The 20,079-nt window shown below is 52.9% G+C and carries 19 protein-coding genes; 17 read left to right on the top strand and 2 right to left on the bottom strand.

Features of this window, described 5'->3' with window-relative positions:
• The first annotated feature begins 10 nt into the window (after positions 1-10).
• From HYS22_07085 to HYS22_07095, 3 genes are all read left to right on the top strand, one after another.
• Complete coding sequence (locus HYS22_07085) at positions 11-862, top strand: hypothetical protein (protein ID MBI1909915.1); 852 nt, start codon at positions 11-13, stop codon at positions 860-862.
• A gap of 48 nt (positions 863-910) precedes the next feature.
• Entirely contained in the window at positions 911-1,756 is an 846-nt protein-coding gene (locus HYS22_07090; GenBank protein MBI1909916.1) for a hypothetical protein, read from the top strand.
• A gap of 82 nt (positions 1,757-1,838) precedes the next feature.
• Positions 1,839-2,207 carry a tetratricopeptide repeat protein gene (locus HYS22_07095; protein MBI1909917.1) on the top strand — a complete coding sequence of 123 codons (369 nt, stop codon included), beginning with the start codon at positions 1,839-1,841 and terminating at the stop codon, positions 2,205-2,207.
• Between the two features lie 37 nt (positions 2,208-2,244).
• On the opposite strand, the gene HYS22_07100 is transcribed toward HYS22_07095, so the two are convergent.
• Positions 2,245-4,326 carry a hypothetical protein gene (locus HYS22_07100; protein MBI1909918.1) on the bottom strand — a complete coding sequence of 694 codons (2,082 nt, stop codon included), beginning with the start codon at positions 4,324-4,326 and terminating at the stop codon, positions 2,245-2,247.
• Positions 4,327-4,470: 144 nt separating this feature from the next.
• On the opposite strand from HYS22_07100, the gene nuoL reads away from it, so the two are divergent.
• From nuoL to HYS22_07150, 10 genes are all read left to right on the top strand, one after another.
• Positions 4,471-6,528, top strand: coding sequence for an NADH-quinone oxidoreductase subunit L (gene nuoL / locus HYS22_07105; protein MBI1909919.1), 2,058 nt, complete (start codon positions 4,471-4,473; stop codon positions 6,526-6,528).
• Positions 6,529-6,550: 22 nt separating this feature from the next.
• Complete coding sequence (locus HYS22_07110) at positions 6,551-8,062, top strand: NADH-quinone oxidoreductase subunit M (GenBank protein MBI1909920.1); 1,512 nt, start codon at positions 6,551-6,553, stop codon at positions 8,060-8,062.
• Positions 8,063-8,064: 2 nt separating this feature from the next.
• The gene (locus tag HYS22_07115; GenBank protein ID MBI1909921.1) at positions 8,065-9,546 is read left to right on the top strand and encodes an NADH-quinone oxidoreductase subunit N; all 1,482 of its coding nucleotides are present in this window, start codon (positions 8,065-8,067) and stop codon (positions 9,544-9,546) included.
• Between the two features lie 3 nt (positions 9,547-9,549).
• A complete protein-coding gene (locus HYS22_07120; protein MBI1909922.1) occupies positions 9,550-9,918 on the top strand; it encodes an NADH-quinone oxidoreductase subunit A in 369 nt (122 codons plus the stop codon).
• Positions 9,919-10,068: 150 nt separating this feature from the next.
• Positions 10,069-11,088 (top strand): tRNA (adenosine(37)-N6)-threonylcarbamoyltransferase complex transferase subunit TsaD, encoded by a 1,020-nt coding sequence (gene tsaD, locus HYS22_07125; protein ID MBI1909923.1) that lies wholly within the window; start codon positions 10,069-10,071, stop codon positions 11,086-11,088.
• Positions 11,089-11,120: 32 nt separating this feature from the next.
• Positions 11,121-11,906, top strand: a complete 786-nt coding sequence (gene rsmA / locus HYS22_07130) for a ribosomal RNA small subunit methyltransferase A (protein MBI1909924.1) — start codon at positions 11,121-11,123, stop codon at positions 11,904-11,906.
• 12 nt (positions 11,907-11,918) lie between these two features.
• Entirely contained in the window at positions 11,919-12,566 is a 648-nt protein-coding gene (locus HYS22_07135; protein MBI1909925.1) for a deoxynucleoside kinase, read from the top strand.
• Between the two features lie 27 nt (positions 12,567-12,593).
• Positions 12,594-13,436 carry a 3-methyl-2-oxobutanoate hydroxymethyltransferase gene (gene panB, locus HYS22_07140; protein ID MBI1909926.1) on the top strand — a complete coding sequence of 281 codons (843 nt, stop codon included), beginning with the start codon at positions 12,594-12,596 and terminating at the stop codon, positions 13,434-13,436.
• Positions 13,433-14,266 (top strand): hypothetical protein, encoded by an 834-nt coding sequence (locus HYS22_07145; protein ID MBI1909927.1) that lies wholly within the window; start codon positions 13,433-13,435, stop codon positions 14,264-14,266. Before panB ends, HYS22_07145 begins: the two co-directional genes overlap by 4 nt.
• On the top strand, positions 14,263-15,003 hold the full coding sequence (locus tag HYS22_07150; GenBank protein ID MBI1909928.1) for a phosphopantothenate/pantothenate synthetase: 741 nt from the start codon (positions 14,263-14,265) through the stop codon (positions 15,001-15,003). The genes HYS22_07145 and HYS22_07150 overlap by 4 nt, the downstream gene beginning before the upstream one ends.
• Here the strand turns inward: HYS22_07150 and HYS22_07155 are convergent.
• Positions 15,000-15,791, bottom strand: a complete 792-nt coding sequence (locus tag HYS22_07155) for a 3'-5' exonuclease (GenBank protein ID MBI1909929.1) — start codon at positions 15,789-15,791, stop codon at positions 15,000-15,002. The two genes, HYS22_07150 and HYS22_07155, sit on opposite strands and share 4 nt — an antisense overlap.
• Before the next feature lie 77 nt (positions 15,792-15,868).
• Here HYS22_07155 and dnaX point away from each other — a divergent pair, with 77 nt between their 5' ends.
• From dnaX to HYS22_07175, 4 genes are read left to right on the top strand one after another with little or no spacing between them, the layout of a single operon-like run.
• Positions 15,869-17,449, top strand: coding sequence for a DNA polymerase III subunit gamma/tau (gene dnaX / locus HYS22_07160; GenBank protein ID MBI1909930.1), 1,581 nt, complete (start codon positions 15,869-15,871; stop codon positions 17,447-17,449).
• Entirely contained in the window at positions 17,439-18,074 is a 636-nt protein-coding gene (gene recR / locus HYS22_07165) for a recombination protein RecR (protein ID MBI1909931.1), read from the top strand. Before dnaX ends, recR begins: the two co-directional genes overlap by 11 nt.
• 46 nt (positions 18,075-18,120) lie before the next feature.
• Positions 18,121-19,089, top strand: a complete 969-nt coding sequence (gene pdhA / locus HYS22_07170; GenBank protein MBI1909932.1) for a pyruvate dehydrogenase (acetyl-transferring) E1 component subunit alpha — start codon at positions 18,121-18,123, stop codon at positions 19,087-19,089.
• Positions 19,082-20,068: a pyruvate dehydrogenase complex E1 component subunit beta gene (locus HYS22_07175; protein MBI1909933.1), complete on the top strand. Its 987-nt coding sequence runs from the start codon at positions 19,082-19,084 to the stop codon at positions 20,066-20,068. The genes pdhA and HYS22_07175 overlap by 8 nt, the downstream gene beginning before the upstream one ends.
• The last annotated feature ends 11 nt before the right edge of the window (positions 20,069-20,079 follow it).

Raw genomic sequence — 20,079 nt, forward strand, 5'->3', positions numbered from 1 at the left:
AAAAATCCCCATGCGGCGATCCATTATCCTTTTATTTGGTCTGTTCTTTTTTCTAGGCTCTTTGGTCCCGTGTGCCTGGGCCCAGACCGGATTTAATCCGGAGTTTTTGGGGAACGGGGCGCCCGGCCCTTATGGGGGGCTGTGTGCCAAGTACTTTGCCAGCTATTTTAACCAGAATGGAATTAATGCGCATGACGCCGAAACGGCGCTGGAACTGGAATATTTTTCCGAAGGGTTTACCGGGGCTGACCGGAAAGACCAGCTCCTCTTTTTGATCCATGCCCCGTTAGGGTACCGGTGGGAGGGGTCAAAATCGGGGGGAGGGCTCGGCACGGTTAGTCTCCTCGCCTCTCATTTCTGGCATCTGGTGGAGGGGGATCGTGCCAACGTCTGGTTTGATAACGGCCTGGTGGTCGGTCTCCCAACGGCGACCCAAAGAGAGGGGATCCGGATCGGGGGGAATTCTTTTTCCGTCAGTTGGTATCAGGAGATGTTTCTTCAATGGGGAAAATGGTCGGTCTCCATTGTTCCTGTTTCAGTCGGATGGGGATTTAAAGACTATCGGACCGATGAACGGGGTGGTCTCGCCCTCTCTGTGGCGAATGGTGTCGTCGGGCGAAAAATAGGGGAGCGGACGAACCTCGGTCTTAATTTTGGCTTGCATCTGGGACATCTGGTTGGCAGCGAAGATGCCGCCGGCAACTCCTTGGGGACAGCCAGACGGATTTATGTCGGACCTGCCGGCAATGTTAAAATCAAGGAGAACCTTTTCCTCCAATTCGGAACGGTCGTCGACCTGAACACCAAGGGGACCGAACGAGGTCAAGGGCTGTTTCTCGCCCTCTGGCATCACTTTTTATAAGCAACTCTTCCCAACCCTCCCCGATAATGACCGGCAAAAGGAGCTTACATGTCGGACATCTATTTTGGGGCACCGCAATCGATAGCCGATGAAACGGTAGATCTTGCTCTTCTGAATCGTTTGGATGGGTCCTACAGCCTTCCCAATGAACCTTATACTCCAATCGGGAATCCCAATTTTAGTGACCACCGTACTGTTGATGGTGAATCCTTTTATGGTCTTGTCCATGAAGGGAACGGCTTCTGGCACCTCGAGTTTGGCAATCAAATCGCCTCTCCCTCTTTTTATGCTACGGAGATTGACCGGTTTGGCTGGTTTGATGCCGATCGGGATGGTGATTTCGATTTTGTTTATGAAGGGGCCGGAGCGGTCGCCGAGGTCCTTCTGAATCAAGGACCTGCGGTCTTTTATTACGATTCGTCTTCGGTGCAACCTTCGGAGAGGAAAATGGCGATTGCCGACCTTCTGGCCAACGGGAATGCAGCGGACCCGGATGGGGTAATTACCGCCGACGAATGGACCCGTTTCAATGAGATTCGTCCTTCGCGGCCTGGACCTATCAGTGAGATAATTGAACTCTATGGGATGGATCGATTGACGGAGCTGGTTCAGGCCTACATCAATCTGAATGCTTCACAGGTGAGGGGATTGATAAAGGTTCAAGCTGGCTTTATGCGTGTGAGAGCGGATCAGATGATCCCTCAAGTGGTGGCGATAGAAGGGACTGTTTATGATCCACTCATTTGGAACTGTTATAAAGAAGATTATCGGTATACAGTGACCTACCGCTTGTTAGGCAGACAGCAAACAATGACGATCAATCTTAGTGATTTTCGTTGTACCCCTTTTGATCATATCGCCCAGCTGATCGTCTCCCGCCTCTACGCACCCTGAGCGCGAGAAAACAAGGGGCATGATAAGTAAAGACCCTCTAACCCCTTGACCTTTTAGGTTGGTTATCGCACCCTCACCATTCATGCGTTGGCGTTTCTGGGTCCCCATCGTTGTTGTCACAGGGATTATTGCCCTGTTGTCCTGGAAGTTTTTGCTGGCACCCCCCAGGCCGCTTTCTGAAATCCCCTCCCAGGGAGAATATGAAGGCTACCTTCAGCAACAGGCGGAATCCTCTTACAAAAAAAATTATTATGGCCGATTGATCCCTGTCTATGAAAAGATAGTAAAAGTCGCCCCCGAGAGTCTTGATGCCAAGAAGAAGTTGGCCAAGGCCTATATAGGGGCGGAGCAGTTCGAAGCCGCCCGTCGTCTGCTTGAGGAGATTGTCCAGAGCGGCCGAGGCGACGCGGAGATCCAGCAGTTATTCGAGCGACTACCCCAAAAAGAGTAGGGGCGAGGTCACCTCGCCCCTACTCTTCCACTTTAACTTAACATCCGGAATTTGGTTGCCCGCAATAGGCCCGGCAGGAGGCCTCATCGGTTAGGCCCCTCTTCTGACAAGCCTCAGGAAATTGTTTTTGAGTGGGCGTCCCCCCGCCGGTGAATTGGGGTTTGCTTAAGGCGAAGGTGGCGTTACAGCTCGCACCTGCGGCGTTTCTGAGAGTCACAGCGAACCCCGGTGGTGGGTTCGCTGTCTGGTAGTTAAGAGCGGTCGCCGTGGATCCCCCGGGGAGGGTGATCGAGAGACCAGTTGCGGCGGGAATCGCTCCCGCCACGGAAACAGTGAAGGGATCACATTTCTGATCGATCGGTAGACAGTAGCTGTTGGCGGCTGTGTCGAGTGGTTTGATAAACAGTTTGTCCGGGGCTGTCCCAACGGCGCAGTTGGTAGAGGGGTCGCTCTGTTGCAAGGTCCCCTCCCCTCCGTACGTGCCAAAGTCTGTCCCTCCCCCTCCCTTTTGGGCCTTGTTGTCGAGCTCGTTTTTCATATCTCCCTGCTCGCACCGTCGTCCCTTGAGGCCATTCCTCGCCCGGGCCTCTTCCTCCAGGGCGAAACAGGACTGCATCGCCTCCTTCATTTTTGAAGGGTCGGCCTTGCTGAAATCAACCTCTGTGGCACTGCCGGAACAATCCCAGTTCCGGCTGAAGGCGATGGCCTCTATGTTGGGATCGAGGGTCGTCAGATCGAAATCTTTGACGGCATCGAAAAAGGGAGACTCGCTGTCCGGGATCGTTGTGAAGACCTGGACCTTCTGTTTCTTGAAACTCCCCTCCTTTTCCGTGGTTTTACTCTCAAACGATTCGGTCCCGGTATGTGTTATTTCGGGACAGGTCCCTGTGGAAGGGAGGGGGATCATCGGGGGAACCCCCTTGGCCTTGGTGGGATTGGCCGGGTCAAAGGCAGGGCTCATGCAAAAGAAGACAGTTTCGATATCGGTGGCCCCCAAGGCTATCCCCAGCTCGGCCCCGATCTGTTGGGCAAACTGTCCCTTTTTATCTGCGGGGACATCAAAAGGGATCATATCCTTGAATGGCATCGGGGGCGGGTTCCCCGTCCCTCTAAATTTGGCGGTCCCCTTCGTGGTGAATTGGCCGTGAATCCTTCCTGTCATCGCATTGGATTTACCGGTACACTCATCCTTAAAACTGCTCGTGAAGGCGCCGCTCACCGTATTGCTCCCATCCGCGGCCGAGGCGATAAAGTGGCTCGTCATCGTACCGAAACCTCCCTGCCCCTTGAGGGTCGCGTCTGCCGTGCCATCCGTTCCCAGGTCCACCGTGCCATTGGTGACCTTGCCGCTCGTTCCCACGTCGACCGTCATGGTGATGTTTCCCTTGTTCTCCTCGCCGCCGAAGGTATCGCTATGGGTGGCGTTCAACGTGTATTTGGAACCGCTGGCCTGATAGAGGGATTCATCGACCAGTTTACCAGCCTGGCAGAGATCGATCTGGAGGGTATCAGAGCTGGTTTTCCCGATCCGGACGGTGATCGCTTTTCCTTTAGGTCCTTCTTCCCCTTTTTCACAGGCGGCCTTGGCGTTGCTCATACAGGCCGGGATATCGCCGCAGAATTTCCCCTTTTCGGGGGCCCCTCCCGGCGCCTTCTCTTCAGGGGGGCCAATCTTGTAAATGGCCAAGCTTCCATCAGTCGGGATCGTGATCAACCCGGCCGTTTCCATCCCTTCCAGGAAACAACGAGGCATCTGGGCCATCTGGCTCATCCGGAAGGTTTCATCCTTGATGGAATGGACCTCGCAACCGGCCCGGGACGGTTTTCCAACACCCCGGGCGTTCTCGCCAAAACTCTTTGGTTTTGAGGAGAGGACCATTTCCAGGGCGGATAGGGAAGAGGTACTGCTCGTCCCGGTACTTTTATCATAGGAAGAAAGATCCACGCTTGGGAGGGAGGCGAGAGAAGAGACATCGGCCGTTCCGGTCCCCCCGGTTCCGTCATCACTGCTACTACCACACCCCCAGATCCCCGCGCCCCAGAAGGCGATCGGCATCAAAAAGAGGGCTGTCATCAGAGAAAGACCACCCACAAAGAGAGAGACCCTTGTTTTCATCATATTTCCCCCTTCCAGAAAACTGCCTTCATTCTACGCCCGGCAAACGGCTTAGGGAAGCTTTATTTTTGTTTCACCAACCCCCTCTAACCCCTTGACCTTTTGGGTCAGTTATCATAGTTCTTGCGCCAACTTTTCCGGCTCAAAATGTTTGAGAAATTCATCAGTTACATTCCGTTTGTCCCTCTCCTCCCGTTGATCGGGGCGGCGGTAAACGGGTTTGTCAGTTTTCGCGGTTGGCGTCCCGCCCGGGGCTTCGTGAATGGGGTCGCCTGCGCCACGATTGCCCTTTCTTTTTTGATTTCTCTCGGGACCTTCGCCCATTTTCTCTCTCTCGCCCCGGAGGCGCGGGAACTGACCATCACCCTCTGGCCCTGGATCGATGTCGGGGCGTTGCATACCGATGTTGCCTTCCTGATCGATCCGCTCACCTTGACCATGATGCTCGTGGTCACCGGTGTCGGGTTTATTATCCATATCTATGCGACCGGCTACATGGGGCATGATAAAGATTACCCCCGCTTCTTTGCCTACTTGAACCTTTTTTGTTTTGCGATGTTGCTCCTTGTCATGGGATCAAACCTCTTCATGATGTTTATCGGTTGGGAAGGGGTCGGGCTCTGTTCTTATCTGTTGATCGGTTTCTGGTATGAAAGCAAGCCGAATGCCGTCGCCGGGATGAAGGCGTTTATCGTCAACCGGATCGGGGACTGGGGTTTCTTGATCGGTCTCCTCCTCTTGTTCTGGACCCTTTTTCAGCTCGGTCACCCGACGGTGACATTTACCGAGATCCGGGATCAGGCCCCGCTCCTGGTGGGACAGACCTGGGGTGGTATTTCGGTGGTGACACTCATCTGTCTCTTTCTATTTATTGGGGCGACCGGGAAGTCGGCCCAGATCCCCCTTTATACCTGGCTTCCGGATGCGATGGCCGGACCAACGCCGGTCTCCGCCCTAATCCATGCTGCCACGATGGTTACCGCCGGTGTCTACATGATTGCCCGGCTCCATTTTCTCTATTCGCTCTCTCCGGTCGCCCTCACTGTGGTGACGACCGTCGGTTTTGCCACGGCGCTTTTTGCCGCGACGATCGGTTTCGCGCAAAATGATATCAAAAAAGTCCTGGCCTATTCCACCGTCTCCCAACTTGGTTTCATGTTTGGGGCGATGGGGGTGGCGGCTTACGCCGCAGGAATTTTTCATTTGGTTACCCACGCCTTCTTTAAGGCCTGTCTCTTCTTGGGGTCCGGTTCGGTCATTCACGGGATGAGTGGCGAGCAGGATATGCGAAAAATGGGCGGGCTCAAAAAATTCATGCCGGTGACCTACAAGACCTTTCTCTTGGCGACGCTCGCGATTGCCGGGATCTTTCCGTTTGCCGGATTCTTCTCCAAGGACGAGATCCTTTGGAGGACCTTTGCCTCCGGGCATTACCTGCAATGGGGGCTCGGAGTGGTTGCCGCCATCGGCACCGCCATCTATATGTTCCGGCTCGTTGGAATGACGTTTCTAGGTAAATTGCATGAACCCATTCATGAAGAAGGGATTGAAGATAAGCACCATCATCCCCATGAATCGCCCGCCTCGATGACGGTTCCGTTAGTGATCCTGGCGGTTCTCTCTATTTTGGGTGGGCTCTTGGGGGTTCCAGCCTCCCTGGGGCATTTCTTTCATCTGCCGAATCTCATTGAAAGGTGGCTTTCTCCGGTTTTTCATCTTGCTGAAGAGGGAGAACATCATGCTATCCCGGTAGCCGAATATCTCCTGATGGGGTTTTCGTTATTCATTGCGGTCGGTGGTTCTTACCTCGGGTATCTTTTTTATACCTCGCGCCGCGATATCCCTGAAAGGTTTGCCGCCCGCTTTGCCACTCTCTACCGGTTGGTGGCGAACAAATATTTTGTGGATGAGTTCTATGACAGGGTTGTGGTGCAGAACCTCCTCCGGCTCAATCGGGCGTTAGACCTCTTTGATCAAAAAGTCATTGATGGGATTGTCAACCTCTCCGGACTGGTGACGCGGATCTTCTCCTGGATCTCCGGCCTCTTGGATAAGTACCTTGTGGATGGTCTGGTCAATCTCTTGTCGGAAGCGACGCTCGTCGCCGGCCGAAATCTCCGCCGGATCCAAACCGGCCAGATCCAGAATTACCTTTATATGGCCTTGGGTGGTGTTGTGGTGGTGATTGTTTATAAATTTTTGTAGTCGATAGAGGAGGCTAAAACTCATGCAACACGCATTATCCTTGATGACCTTTATCCCTCTTGTGGGGGCGTTGATCATCCCGTTTCTCCCCAAAGAGAAACCCAACTGGGCTCGCTGGGTCGCGCTTGCGGCGACACTGCCGCCGCTCTTCATCGCATTCAAGATCTTTGCTCTCTTTGACCGGTCCGCCGCCTCTTTTCAGTTTGTAGAGGGGCCCTACAGCTGGATCCCCGCCTTTCATATTCAATATTATATGGGGATCGACGGCATTTCGGTGTCGATGGTTTTGTTGACGGCGCTGATTTCCACGATCTGTATCATCGCCTCCTGGGGGATCCAAAAATCGGTCCGCGGCTACTTCGCCCTTTTCCTCCTGCTTGATGCCGGAATGATGGGGGTCTTCTGCGCCCTCGACTGGTTCCTGTTCTACGTCTTCTGGGAGGTGATGCTTTTGCCGATGTACTTCCTGATCGGGATTTGGGGCGGTCCGCGGCGTGAGTATGCGGCGATCAAGTTCTTCCTCTATACCCTGCTCGGCAGTGTCCTGATGTTGCTCGTGATGATCGCCTTCTACTTTTACAGTGACGGGAACTCCTTTAACCTGGTGACGCTCGCCAATCAGGCGGGTCATCTGGGGCCGCTCACCCATCCCAATTTCCGGCTGGTTTGCTGGCTGGGGCTCTTCATCTGTTTCGCGGTCAAAATCCCGGCCTTTCCGTTCCACACCTGGCTTCCGGATGCCCACGTGGAGGCGCCGACAGCCATCTCCGTCATCCTGGCCGGCGTCCTTTTAAAGATGGGCATTTATGGGATCCTGCGGATCAACTATACCCTTTTGCCGGAGGCGACCGTTTATTTTGCACAGATGATGGCGGTGATCGGGGTCATCAACATCATTTACGGGGCCCTCTGTGCGATGGCACAGACCGATTTCAAGAAATTGATCGCCTATTCGTCGATCTCTCACATGGGTTTTTGTCTGTTGGGGATGAGTTCGTTCACGCCGGAGGGGATCAACGGGGCGGTCCTGCAGATGTTCAACCATGGGACGATCACCGCCCAGCTCTTCTTGCTGGTTGGTGTGGTTTACGACCGGGCCCATCATCGGGATCTGAATAAATTTGGGGGGCTTGCGACCACCCAGCCGCAATATGCGGTGATGACGGCGATTGCCTTTTTTGCGGCGATGGGTCTCCCCGGACTTTCCGGTTTTATCTCCGAGGCGCTTTCATTCCTGGGAGGTTTCAAGGTCTGGAGATTCTATACGATCCTCTCCGCCTCTGGCGTGGTCTTGACCGCCGGTTACATGCTCTGGACCTTCCAGAAAGTTTTTCTCGGTCCGGTCAATGAAAAATACAAAGGGATGCCGGATATTTCCGGTCGTGAGATGCTGACGCTGGTCCCGTTGGTGATCCTTGTGGTGGTTTTGGGTGTTTACCCGAAGCCGGCCTTGGACCTGGTGGGGGCCTCACTCTCGGCCTTGAGTCAGGGGATGCAGTCTTATCTTCCTTCTTCCTGGGTGGCGGGGCTATAAAGATGGCACTCTTGCAGAACCTCAGGTTATTTTTACCCGAATCAATCCTTTCGGCAACAGTCCTCGTCCTTTTTATCGCCGACTTTTTTACCACGAAACAAAAAAAGGCCCCGCTCTTTTTCGGTCTTTCGCTGATCGGTCTTCTGGCCGCTTTGGGGGCTGCTTATGTCTCAAGATCGATGCCGGCCGCTTCGCTTTTTACCGGTATGGTGGCCTTTGATGCGGCGGGGACCTTTTTCAAGGTCTTGTTTAGCCTTTCGGCAATCGTGATCATCTTCTTTTCCTCCGGTTCCCGGGAGATGGAGCGGGTGGATATCCCCAGTTACTGCATCCTTCTTTTGACCCTGACGTTGGGGATGATGTTGCTGGCCACCTCGACAAACCTTTTGATGCTTTATCTTTCGCTGGAGATGGTCAGCATTTCCTCTTATATCCTCTCCGGTTTCCTGAAGGGGATCCGGCGCTCCTCGGAGGCCGCACTCAAGTATGTGATCTATGGCGGGGTTGCTTCCGGGATCATGGCGTACGGTTTTTCCCTCCTCTATGGCCTTTCCGGGACGCTCAGCATGTCCGAGATGTTTGTCTATTTTTCTACCCATGCCACGGACAAATCGGTCCTCTTCGTCGGGCTGGTTCTTTCACTCGCCGGATTCGGCTACAAGATTGCGGCCTTCCCGTTTCATATGTGGGCGCCGGATGTCTATGAAGGGGCCCCGACGCCGGTGGCGGCTTTCTTTTCTGTCGGTCCCAAGGCGGCCGGGTTCGCGGCGCTAATCCGTTTTTTCCTGACGGCGCTTGCTATCAAGTCACCGGACCAATTTGGTGACCTGAAACTGGCCGGCTGGCCGGAACTGATCACCCTCCTGGCCATCGTCACCATGACCTTCGGAAACTTTGCGGCCCTCTATCAGACAAATCTGAAAAGGCTTTTGGCCTATTCCTCCATCGCCCATGCCGGTTACCTGCTGATGGGGTTTGCGGCGCTGAACCAGGAGGCGATCCAGGCGGTTTTCTTTTACCTCATCGTCTATTTTGTGATGAACCTCGGGGCCTTTCTGGTCGTGATCATGATCTTGAACCAGAGGGGGGTTGAGGATCTGGAGGGGTACAACGGGATCGGCCGCCGGGGAGGGCAGGGGGCCTACCTTGCCGTGATGATGGCAGTTTTTCTATTTTCCTTAACCGGGCTTCCGCCTTTCGCCGGTTTTGCCGGCAAGCTTTATCTTTTTACCGCCGTTATCAAGGCGAAGATGTTTGGACTGGCGATTGTCGGGGTCTTGAACAGTGTCGTTTCTCTCTATTACTACATCCGTGTGGTGAAGGTGATGTTCTTCGTTGACCCGCCGGACCAGAATCCTTTTCGTTTTAGCGGGTTATCCCATCCCGTTCTCGTTTCGGGACTGGCCGCTCTGACCTTGGCGATGGGGCTTTTTTGGGACCCGTTGGTCCGGATTGTGAGGGAGTCAGCCGTTATGTTGTTTTAATTTATGGAAGAATACGGCAAGATTCTGCTTCTCTTTACCTTTGGCGCCCTGTTTGTGGCGGCGTTTCTCCTTGTTTCACACCTGATCGGCAAAAAAAAGTTCACGCGCGAAAAGCATCTCCCCTACGAATGTGGGGTCGATTCAGTCGAAAATCTCCGGAGCCATTTTTCGGTTAAATTTTATCTTGTGGCGATGCTCTTCATCCTTTTTGATGTGGAGGTGGTCTTTCTCTACCCGTGGGCGGTTCTCTTCAAGGATTTTATCGCCCGTGGGGAGGGACTTTTCATTTTTCTGGAGATGCTGATCTTCCTCTTTATCCTCGCAGTGGGGCTTGTCTATATCTATGGCCGGCGGGCGCTGGATTGGGAATAACAGGATGTTGACAAAGGCCCATCTACTGCGTTGCCCGCTGCAGGCCCTCCTTCGACGTACATTTAAGTACGCCTCAGTCGTGCCTTTGCGGGCGCCTTGTATCTGGGACCTTTCTCAACATCCTGAAAAAATTACTTTATTAACACACCTATGATTATTTTAGGTATCGAAACCTCGTGTGACGAGACGGCGGCGGCCGTTGTTCATGGGAACGGTTCTTCCCTCAAAATTTTATCCAATATCATTGCCTCGCAACAGGAGGTTCACCAAAAATATGGGGGGATTGTTCCGGAACTGGCCAGCCGCCGGCATATGGAGGTGATCCTGCCGGTCATCCAGGAGGCGTTAGATCAGGCGAAGGTGACGCTCGCTGAGATTGAAGCGATTGCGGTGACGGTAATGCCCGGTCTGGTCGGTTCGCTCTTGGTTGGCTTGCAGGTGGCCAAGGGGATCGCTTTTGCCCAAGGAATCCCGTTCGTGGGGGTCAGCCATCTCGAGGGGCATCTTCAGGCGGCTCTTCTGGAGCACCCCAAAGTGACGTACCCTTATCTGGCCCTTCTTGTTTCCGGAGGGCATACCCTGATTTACCATGTTTCCCTGTTCAGCCGGTATGAACTGATAGGAGGGACGCGGGATGATGCCGCCGGTGAGGCGTTTGACAAGGTCGCCAAGATCTTAGGACTCGGTTATCCAGGAGGACCTTTGATTGATAAACTGGCGAGAGACGGGAACCCGAAGGCGATCAAATTTCCTCAAGGGAAGATTTCCGGACATCCGTTTGACTTCAGTTTTAGCGGGTTGAAAACTGCGGTTTTAAATTATGTCCGGCAAAGCTGTAGGGGCGAGGTGACCTCGCCCCTACTTGAAAATATTTGTGCCTCGTTCCAGGAAACGGTAGTGGATGATCTGGTCAGAAAGACCGTTCTTGCCGCCGAGGAAAAGGGGGTCAAAACAATCGTTGTCTCGGGCGGGGTTGCCTGCAACAGTCGCCTGAGAGAGAAACTCCCACAGGCCTTTTTCCCTTCACCCCTGTTATGTACCGATAATGCCGCCATGATTGCGGCTGTCGGTTATCAGTATTTGAAAAAAGGTCAAACCTCCCCCTGGAGTCTTAATGCCGTCGCGAATCAGGATGCGGGCAACCCTTCGATGAACTCAGGGTCCGCCTGAGGCGGATGGTGAGCTTGTCGAACCATGATAAGATGCAAGCCAAGAAATATTTGGGCCAACATTTTCTGACCAACCCAAGCCTTGCCGCAAAAATTGTCCGTCTGGCCGATGTTGGCTCCGGTGATTCGATACTGGAGATCGGAGCAGGCCGCGGCATCTTGACGGAGGCGTTGGCCAAAACGGGGGCCTCAGTAGTGGCGATTGAGAAGGATAGAGAGTTGGTGCCGTCGCTTTGCGAGAGATTCGCCGGTTTTCAAAATGTGAAGATTGTTGAGGGGGATATTTTACAATTGTTAGGGAAAACAGGTGAGGCGAAACACCGGAAAAAAGTTATTGCAAACCTTCCCTATAATATCGCCACAGAGATTATCTTTCGCCTGTTTGATCACAAGAGGCTCTTTTCCGCATTAACCTTGATGCTCCAGAAGGAGGTGGCGGAACGGATTGTCGCCCGACCGAACTGCAAAGATTACGGCCTTCTTTCAATCTTCAGCCAGATCCATGCCGATGTCAAAATAGTGCTGAAGGTTTCTCGAGCCGCTTTTTATCCCCGCCCCAAGGTGGAGTCGGCCGTTGTTCAGTTTAAAATCCTTCCTGATTTGAGGGTCCCGGTCAAAAATTTCCCCCTTTTCAGGGAGGTTGTTCGGGCCTCTTTTGCGAGCCGACGGAAGATGATCGCCAACAGCCTTAAGGGGCATTTATCGGGATTCTCTCCTGAGCAGATACAGAAAGGGCTTGAATCAGCAGGTATTTCTCCATTGGTGAGGGCCGAGGCCCTCACCCTGGAAAAATTTGTGGCATTGGCCAATACTTTATAATAAAGATACCCCATGCCTCACGAACCTCGGTACATTGCGGTTGAAGGGCCGATCGGTGTTGGCAAATCAAGTCTTGCCCGGAAGCTGGCCGAGACCTTCAAGGCGCGCCTCATCCTGGAGGAGGCGTATGAGAACCCGTTCTTGCCGGAGTTCTACAAAGACCGGGCGCGGAACGCCCTGAAGACCCAGATCTATTTCCTGCTCTCCCGTTACCAGCAACAAAAAGAGTTGGCCCAGCAGGATCTCTTCAATCAGATTACCGTTTGCGATTATCTCTTTTCGAAGGACCGGATCTTTGCCACGGTCAATCTCTCCCGTGACGAACAACTGCTCTATGAGAAGATCTACCGGCTTCTGGACGGTTCACTCCCAAGGCCGGACCTTGTCGTCTATTTGCAGTCGGAGGTGGGGGTTCTGATCAAGAATATCAAAAAGAGGGCGATCCCCTTTGAAAAGTCGATTGACACCCCTTATCTGGAGGAGCTGGCGGAGGCATACAACCAGTACTTTTTTTCCTATACTGAAACACCGCTTCTTGTCGTGAACTGCACCAAAATCGATTTTGTCAAAAATGAAGTTGATTACCAGAACCTGGTCAAGGAGATCCTTTCCACGAAGCGGGGGCAGAAGAATTTTGTCGCCCTTGGCGGGAGCCGGTGAGGGGATCCTTCGACAATGGAGACACTTATGTTATCTGAGAAAGTCACTATTCCCAAACTGCGAAAGATGAAGGTGGAGCGGCGGAAGATCGCCATGCTGACCGCTTATGATGCCACCTTTGCCCAGATTCTTGATCAAGCAGGGGTTGATATTATTTTGGTGGGTGATTCCCTCGGACGGGTGGTTCAGGGGCATGACAATACGCTTCCGGTGACCTTTGAGCAGTCTCTGTATCACACCCAATCTGTCGGCCGCGGGGTGAAACGGGCGATGATTGTGACCGACATGCCATTTATGAGTTATCAGGTTTCAGGGGAGCAGGCACTTTTGAATTGCGGCCGAGTCTTGAAGGAAACGCTGGCGATTGCGGTGAAACTGGAAGGGGGGATGGAGATTGTGCCGACGGTCAAGGCCTTGACCGGTGTCGGGATTCCAGTCATGGGGCATATCGGTCTTCAGCCGCAGTCGATCCATGCCCTGGGTGGGTACAAGATGAAGGGAAAAAATCTTCCGGAGGCGAGAGAACTTTTGGAGACGGCCCGTGTCCTTGAAGAGGCCGGTTGTTTTAGCCTTGTTCTCGAGTGTGTGACGGCGGAGACGGCACAGGAGATCACCGAGTCGCTTCAAATCCCGACGATCGGGATCGCCGCCGGACCGCACTGTGACGGGCAGGTTCTGGTGATCCACGACATGCTCGGATTAATCCCAGATCTTCGCTTGAGGCACGTCAAGGTCTACGCCGATCTTCATCCGATCATTACGAATGCGGTTCAGGAATACATCCACGAAGTCCAGACAGGGTCGTTCCCATCAGAGGCCCAAACGACGCACCGCGAACCTCCTTTAAAGATTGCCCGTTCGAAGAGATGATGAAGTCCAAACCACTGGCCTTTTCCCCTGGCAGTATCACCGCCTATTTTCAAATAACAAGAGACAAAGTAACGGGGCTTCCCCATTCCACCGGTTTATCCATTAATATTCGTGAAGGGGTGACCGCCTCGCTTAGGGAAGAAAAAACGAACAAAACCTTTCTCAACGGGAATCCGATAGAGATTCCGACCGTAACCACTGTCGTTCAACAACTTTCCCCTTCTCCGATTCATCTTTCTTTGGAAACTCCTCTGCCCCTCGGGGCCGGTTTTGGCCTCAGTGCCGCCTCTGCCCTGAGCAGTGCCCTTGCCGTCAACGCTTTTTTCGGGCTGAAAAGGACAGAAAAGGATCTTGAAACTGTCTCTTTCTTGGCCGAAGTGGAACACAAAACCGGTGTTGGGGATGTGGCGGCCCAGATAGAGGGGGGGGTTGTGTATCGTCACACAGAAGACCCGAAGCGGATCAGTTTACCAGTGGAGGTTCCTGATTTTTATTGTTCGGTGTATGGGGCCATAGAGACAAGGGCTATTTTGCAATCCCCAGAGGCTCTTGCGAAGGTGAATCAGGCAGGGCAAAAGGCGATCCTGTTGATGGAACAGAGGCTTCCCCAGATTTCCTGGTTCGATCTGTGTGAAGTATCATGGGGATTTTCGCAGGAGTCCGGTTTGTTGACACCGGAGGTGGCCAAGGCGGTCCGAAAAATTAGGGAGCAGGGGGGGGCCGGTTTCATGATTATGATCGGCAATTCCCTTGTCAGCACGATCCCCGATGACAATGGGAAACAGGTCTGGAAAACGAACATTGACCAGCAAGGGGCTCGGCTGTTGTGAAGATCCCCTCGTCCCATCCCCGGGCCCGTTCTCTCCGGCTTCGCGAAAAGATCGTTTCTGGAGTGCAACGGGGGATCACCTCTCGGGCCGGTTTGATCGCCCATGGCCGGGGGGAGGCGTTCGATTATCTCTTGGGTGAGAAGACCCATCCTTTCGCATGGCAAGCCATTCAAGCCTCTGCCATTTATCTGCTCACTGCCAGGTGTCCGGTCATTTCCGTCAATGGCAACGTTGCCGCGCTGATCGGTCCGGAGTTGGCCCGTTTTTCAAACCGCTGGAAAATCCCGCTTGAGGTGAATATTTTTCATTATGATCCTAAAAGAGAACACCTCCTCATCCGGTATCTCAAACAGTGTGGGGCCGCAAAAGTCCTTGGAAGTCACTGTGGGTCATACAAAATCCTAAAGGGGCTTGGTCATCCGCGCCGCAAAATGAACCTTGAAGGGATTGCCAAGGCGGATGTCGTTTTTGTCCCGTTGGAAGATGGTGATCGTTGCCAAGCGCTTCGCAGAATCGGCAAAAAGGTGGTTACCGTTGACTTGAATCCGTTGTCCCGAACGGCCCGGTCAGCCACCGTAACGATTGTTGATGAACTGACCCGTTGTTTTCCGAAGCTCGATCAGGCGATGGCCCGGCTGAGCAGAAAACCAGTGAAGAGTTTGAGAATTTCCCGGGCTCGCTACAACAATAAGATTCATCTAACGGCGGCCGAAAAGAAATTGAGGGGACAGTTCTAATTTTCAGGAACCCACTCTCCAAAAAATTCGAGATACTCTTTGAAGTACCCTTCTTTTTTTGCCTTGGCTTCCAATTTTTCTCTGGCCGCCTGGACCAGTTCTTTTTCCTGTGAGAGCGAAAGTTCGCCGACCATGACGCGGGTTCTTAGAAAAACAAAGTAGGTGTCCATCGTATCGGCCAGGCAGTAATCGTCGATCCTGAAAAATTCTCCCTTTTCATAAAGTTCCTGGACCATCACCCCTTTGGTGGTTGTCTTTCCTGGTTTTCCCAGGAGTTTGGAAAAGAGATTGAGCCCTCCTTTAAAACGGATCGCTCCGTGGTTTGTCAGAAATTCATGGAGGTCCAAATGAGATTCGTCAGAAAATTTGTAGCGGACCCCGTATTTATCAAAATGTTTCTTGTGAATAGTAATTCCCAGACGAAAGGCCCAGAGTTCAAGGATGCGAAGGTCAAATCCTTTTCCATTGAAATCAACAAGGTGGGGTTGTTTGGTGTTATAGATCTCCCAGAAGTCGTGGACGATGGAAGAGGCTGTCCTTTTTTCCCCGCCGAGCAGGCCGATCTTGGTGATCTGCAAATCATCGGCGACGGCAATAGCGGCCATGGAGATCGGTTTATGAAAAGAGGGGTTGACAAAATCCCGATCCTCTTCCGCCAACTCCGCAAGCTGTTTCTGATAGGCGGCATTGTCATCCAGCCCTTCACCGGAATAAAGGACCTTATTCAATAGCGGTTTGTCGATCGCCGTTTCGATATCATAGACCAGGTATTTGAATTTACCCTCCATGACCTTAGGCCGTACCATTCAAGAAGGGGGTGTGTAAACAGTTGACTTTACCCCCCTCCTTCTGCCAATAGGAAACGATGCCTTGGGTGAACCACCCTTACTTGGCCCTCGCCAGACGGTATCGTCCCCAGACCTTTGAAGAGGTGGTTGGTCAGGAGCCGGTTACCACGACGCTCCGGAACGCCATCCGTCTCAAAAAACTCCATCATGCCTATCTTTTTGCGGGGCCGCGGGGAATTGGAAAAACGTCACTCGCCCGTCTTTTTGCCAAATCGCTCAATTGCCAGTCAGGCCCTACCCTCAAACCATGCAACCAGTGTACCGCTTGTGTGGAGATCACGGAGGGGCGGTCCCTGGACGTCCTGGAGATTGATGGGGCCTCCAACACCTCGGTCGATGATGTGCGAGAACTCCGTGACGGTGTCCGCTACATGGCCGCCGGCGGTCGGTACAAGATCTACATCATCGATGAAGTCCATATGCTCTCCAACGCCGCTTTCAATGCCCTTCTGAAGACGCTTGAAGAACCGCCACCCCATGTCCTTTTCATTTTCGCCACCACCGAAGCGGACAAGTTGCCGTTGACCATACTTTCACGAATCCTGAGGTTTGATTTTAGACGGCTCGGTTCCAAGGAGATCGCTGATCGGCTAGCGCATGTCTGTTTGCAAGAAAAGATTACAGTCGATACTTCGGCCCTCCAGCAGATGGCTCGCGAGGCGGCCGGTAGCCTGAGAGACGGCTTGAGTCTCCTGGATCAGGCGGTGGCGATGGGGGATGGAAAAATTACCAGTTCGTTTGTGGAGGGGCTTCTGGGACTGACCCCGGTGACACGACTTGCTGAACTGACAAGATCGATTTTAAAAGGGGAACCCCAAGAGTCTCTCCGGATTGTTGATGCCATCTACAAGGCGGGTGGTGATCTCCGGAGATTAGCCCTCAACCTGCTGGAGTCTTTTCGGGACCTCCTCCTCTACAAGGTGGCGGGTGATCTTGAGGTCTTGTCTGAAAAAACGGAAGAGGAACAACAGTTTCTGAAAGAAATGGTGGCGCTGGGAGGGCGTACCGATTTTGAAAGACTCTTCGATCTGGCCCTTAAAAATTATCAGGACCTCCAGCGTTCTCCGATCCCGAAGGCCCATTTTGAAGTAGCCCTTGTCCGGATGACCGATAGTATCCCCCTTCAATCCCTGGATGAAATTTTGAGAAAATTAGAACAGATGGAAGGGTGTGACACCCAGGGGGGATCTGTGACCCCCCTTGTGATGACGCCCCCCAGGATGGGAGAGGTTGAGATGTCCAGAAAACAGGTTGAGTCTGGTGGCAAGGACTGGCCCTCCTTTTTGGCCTTTGTCCGGAGGGCCAAACCGCAGATTGGCGCGATCCTGTCGCACGGGATGGTGGGTCATTTTGCATTACCCCGTATTGAGATCAATTTTCCCAAGGGATCGGTCTATGGTGAAATGCTCCAGGATCCGGCCTGGCTGGAGCCGCTCAAAAAAATGGGGCGCCAATTTTTCCTTCAGGAGGTCGGTTTTTCCTTCCAGATGACCGCCGAGAAGAAACCACCGCCGGTCTTGATAAAAGACCCTCTTTTACCCGAGGCGATCTCCATTTTTTCAGGCAGTAGAACCAAGGTGATCCCGAATGATTCCTAAACCGGTGATCAAAGAAGTTCCGAGAAATCCGTCAAAGAATCCGATTGATCAACTGATCCGTGCGCTCGTACGTCTTCCCGGGGTTGGTGAGCGGACGGCCACTCGGCTTGCTTTTTTTATTTTGCGTTCCCCCGGTGAACTATCGCGTGAGATCGCCAATGCCATTCTCTCCGTTCGGGAAAAGGTTCATTTTTGTGAGCGCTGTCAAAATTTTGCGGAAGAAAAGCTCTGTTACTTGTGTCGGAATCCGGAGAGAGACCAGGCCGTTGTTTGTGTGGTGGAAGAACCGGCCGATCTGATCGCGTTGGAGAAGGCAGGGACCTATCGAGGGACCTATCATATCTTGCACGGGGTGATTGCCCCGCTGGAGGGGGTTGGACCGGAGCAACTAAAGATTGATTCCTTGATGAAGAGGGTTAAGGGGGAAGCCGTGAAAGAGCTTATTTTAGCGACCAATTCCAACATGGAAGGGGAGGCGACCGCTCTTTATCTTAAGGATTTGCTCAAAAACTATCCCGTGGCGATTACCCGGATTGCTTCGGGGGTCCCCGTAGGGGGAGACCTCGAATTCACCGATCCGATGACATTGGCCCGAGCCTTGACCTCACGCCAGGCTTACAGCTAAAGCATTTCAAAAATGGACTCACTAAAAGTTGATCAACCATAAAAATATGAAGGCTCCGGAAGATTTTCAAAAAAGGACTCTCTTCTTTTATAGACAGATGCTCCTGATCCGTCGTTTTGAAGAAAAAGTGGCCCAGATGTACGGGGAAGGGTATGTAACCGGTTTCTGTCATCTCTACATCGGTCAGGAGGCGGTGGCGACAGGGGCGATAGGAACCCTGAATCCCCAGGATTATGTTTTTGCCTCTTATCGCGAACACCCCCATCCGATCCTTAAGGGGACTGACCCCAAGCGGGTGATGGCTGAACTTTTTGGAAAAAAGAGTGGTTGTTCCCAGGGGAAGGGGGGGTCGATGCACCTGTTTGATGTCGAGAAAGGGTTCTTGGGGGGGCATGCGATCGTGGCTGGCCATTGTCCCTTGGCGGCCGGGACTGCGTTCGCCTCGAAGTATCTGGGGAACGGTCGTGTTTCTCTCTGTTTTTTCGGAGATGGGGCGACCAATCAGGGGGTTTTTCATGAAACATTGAATCTTGCCGCCATGTGGGAGCTCCCGGTCGTCTTTATTTGTGAGAATAACCGCTATGGGATGGGGACCGCCATCGAACGGACGACCAAGATTTATGATATTGCCAAGAAGGCCTCCGGTTACGCCATGCCGCACGAACAGGTTGACGGGATGGATGTGGAGGCGGTCTACCAGGCGACGAAGAAGGCGGTAGAGAGGGCTCGCCAGGAGAATACCCCGACACTTTTGGAAGCGGTCACTTACCGTTTCAAAGGGCATTCGATGAGTGACCCGGCCCATTACCGGACCAAGGAGGAATTGGAGGAACAAAAAGAGAGAGATCCTTTGAGGAAGATCAGAGATCAACTTCTGGTTGAAAAATCAGTGACAGAGGAAGATTTTAAGGAAATGGAAAAAGGGGTCAAGGGTGTGTTGGATGAGGCGGTCCGGTTTGCGATGGAGTCTGAATTCCCAAGCTACGAAGATATTTTTGCGGATGTGTATGCTTAAGAAAATAACTTACAGAGAAGCCTTGAACGAGGCGCTGGTGGAGGAGATGGAGAGGGATCCTGCGGTGGTCCTGATCGGTGAGGAGGTTGGCCAGTATGACGGGGCGTACAAGGTGAGTCAGGGGCTCCTCAAGAAGTTTGGTGAAAAGCGGGTGATCGATACGCCGATTACAGAGGCCGGCTTTGCCGGCCTTGGGATCGGTGCCGCCATGGGGGGGCTTCGACCTGTGGTTGAGATGATGACCTTTAATTTCGCCCTTTTGGCACTTGATCAGATTGTCAACGGCGCCGCGAAGATGCGTTATATGTCAGGCGGGCAGGTGAAGGTCCCTTGCGTTATTCGAGGCCCCGGCGGGGCGGCCCACCAGTTGGCGGCACAACATTCGCAATGTTTTGAGTCCACTTTTGCCTCGGTTCCTGGTCTTAAAGTAGTGATGCCCTCGACATCGAGGGATGCCAAAGGGCTCCTGAAGTCGGCGATTCGGGATGATAATCCGGTCATTTTTATTGAGGGGGAGATTCTCTATGGTTCGGTTGGAGATGTTCCCGAAGGGGAATACCTGATTCCGATCGGTGTGGGGGATATCAAGAGAGAAGGAAGTGACGTGACGATTATCGCTCACTCCAAGATGGTTTATGTCGCCCTGACAGCGGCCAAACGATTGGAAGAGTTTGGGATCTCTGCCGAGGTTCTTGATCTAAGAACAATCCGGCCGCTCGATGAAGAATTGATTGTTCAATCGGTTCGAAAAACACACCGTTGTGTGATTGTAGAAGAGGGGTGGCATTTTTACGGCGTGGGGGCCCAGGTGGCGGATGTTATTTACAATCATATTTTTGACGAACTGGATGCCCCAATCCGAAGGGTGACAGGACTGGATGTCCCGATGCCCTATAGCAAACCGCTGGAGCATCAGGTGATTCCGGATGCTCATCGGGTGATTGATGCCGTCCGGGATGTTCTGTATATGAAAGGGTAGGAAAGATTATG

Source organism: Deltaproteobacteria bacterium (assembly GCA_016177765.1).
Classification (GTDB): Bacteria; UBA10199; UBA10199; order JACPAL01; family JACOUP01; genus JACOUP01.

Excerpts from the sequence above, each read along its gene's own strand:
- dnaX (MBI1909930.1), top strand. The coding sequence starts at position 15,869 with ATGCCTTGGGTGAACCACCCTTACTTGGCCCTCGCCAGACGGTATCGT.
- HYS22_07085 (MBI1909915.1), top strand. The coding sequence starts at position 11 with ATGCGGCGATCCATTATCCTTTTATTTGGTCTGTTCTTTTTTCTAGGC.
- HYS22_07090 (MBI1909916.1), top strand. The coding sequence starts at position 911 with ATGTCGGACATCTATTTTGGGGCACCGCAATCGATAGCCGATGAAACG.
- HYS22_07175 (MBI1909933.1), top strand. The coding sequence starts at position 19,082 with ATGCTTAAGAAAATAACTTACAGAGAAGCCTTGAACGAGGCGCTGGTG.
- tsaD (MBI1909923.1), top strand. The coding sequence starts at position 10,069 with ATGATTATTTTAGGTATCGAAACCTCGTGTGACGAGACGGCGGCGGCC.
- HYS22_07145 (MBI1909927.1), top strand. The coding sequence starts at position 13,433 with ATGATGAAGTCCAAACCACTGGCCTTTTCCCCTGGCAGTATCACCGCC.
- HYS22_07095 (MBI1909917.1), top strand. The coding sequence starts at position 1,839 with ATGCGTTGGCGTTTCTGGGTCCCCATCGTTGTTGTCACAGGGATTATT.
- HYS22_07120 (MBI1909922.1), top strand. The coding sequence starts at position 9,550 with ATGGAAGAATACGGCAAGATTCTGCTTCTCTTTACCTTTGGCGCCCTG.
- HYS22_07100 (MBI1909918.1), bottom strand. The coding sequence starts at position 4,326 with ATGATGAAAACAAGGGTCTCTCTCTTTGTGGGTGGTCTTTCTCTGATG.
- HYS22_07155 (MBI1909929.1), bottom strand. The coding sequence starts at position 15,791 with ATGGAGGGTAAATTCAAATACCTGGTCTATGATATCGAAACGGCGATC.
- HYS22_07135 (MBI1909925.1), top strand. The coding sequence starts at position 11,919 with ATGCCTCACGAACCTCGGTACATTGCGGTTGAAGGGCCGATCGGTGTT.
- recR (MBI1909931.1), top strand. The coding sequence starts at position 17,439 with ATGATTCCTAAACCGGTGATCAAAGAAGTTCCGAGAAATCCGTCAAAG.
- rsmA (MBI1909924.1), top strand. The coding sequence starts at position 11,121 with ATGCAAGCCAAGAAATATTTGGGCCAACATTTTCTGACCAACCCAAGC.
- panB (MBI1909926.1), top strand. The coding sequence starts at position 12,594 with ATGTTATCTGAGAAAGTCACTATTCCCAAACTGCGAAAGATGAAGGTG.
- pdhA (MBI1909932.1), top strand. The coding sequence starts at position 18,121 with ATGAAGGCTCCGGAAGATTTTCAAAAAAGGACTCTCTTCTTTTATAGA.
- nuoL (MBI1909919.1), top strand. The coding sequence starts at position 4,471 with ATGTTTGAGAAATTCATCAGTTACATTCCGTTTGTCCCTCTCCTCCCG.
- HYS22_07110 (MBI1909920.1), top strand. The coding sequence starts at position 6,551 with ATGCAACACGCATTATCCTTGATGACCTTTATCCCTCTTGTGGGGGCG.
- HYS22_07115 (MBI1909921.1), top strand. The coding sequence starts at position 8,065 with ATGGCACTCTTGCAGAACCTCAGGTTATTTTTACCCGAATCAATCCTT.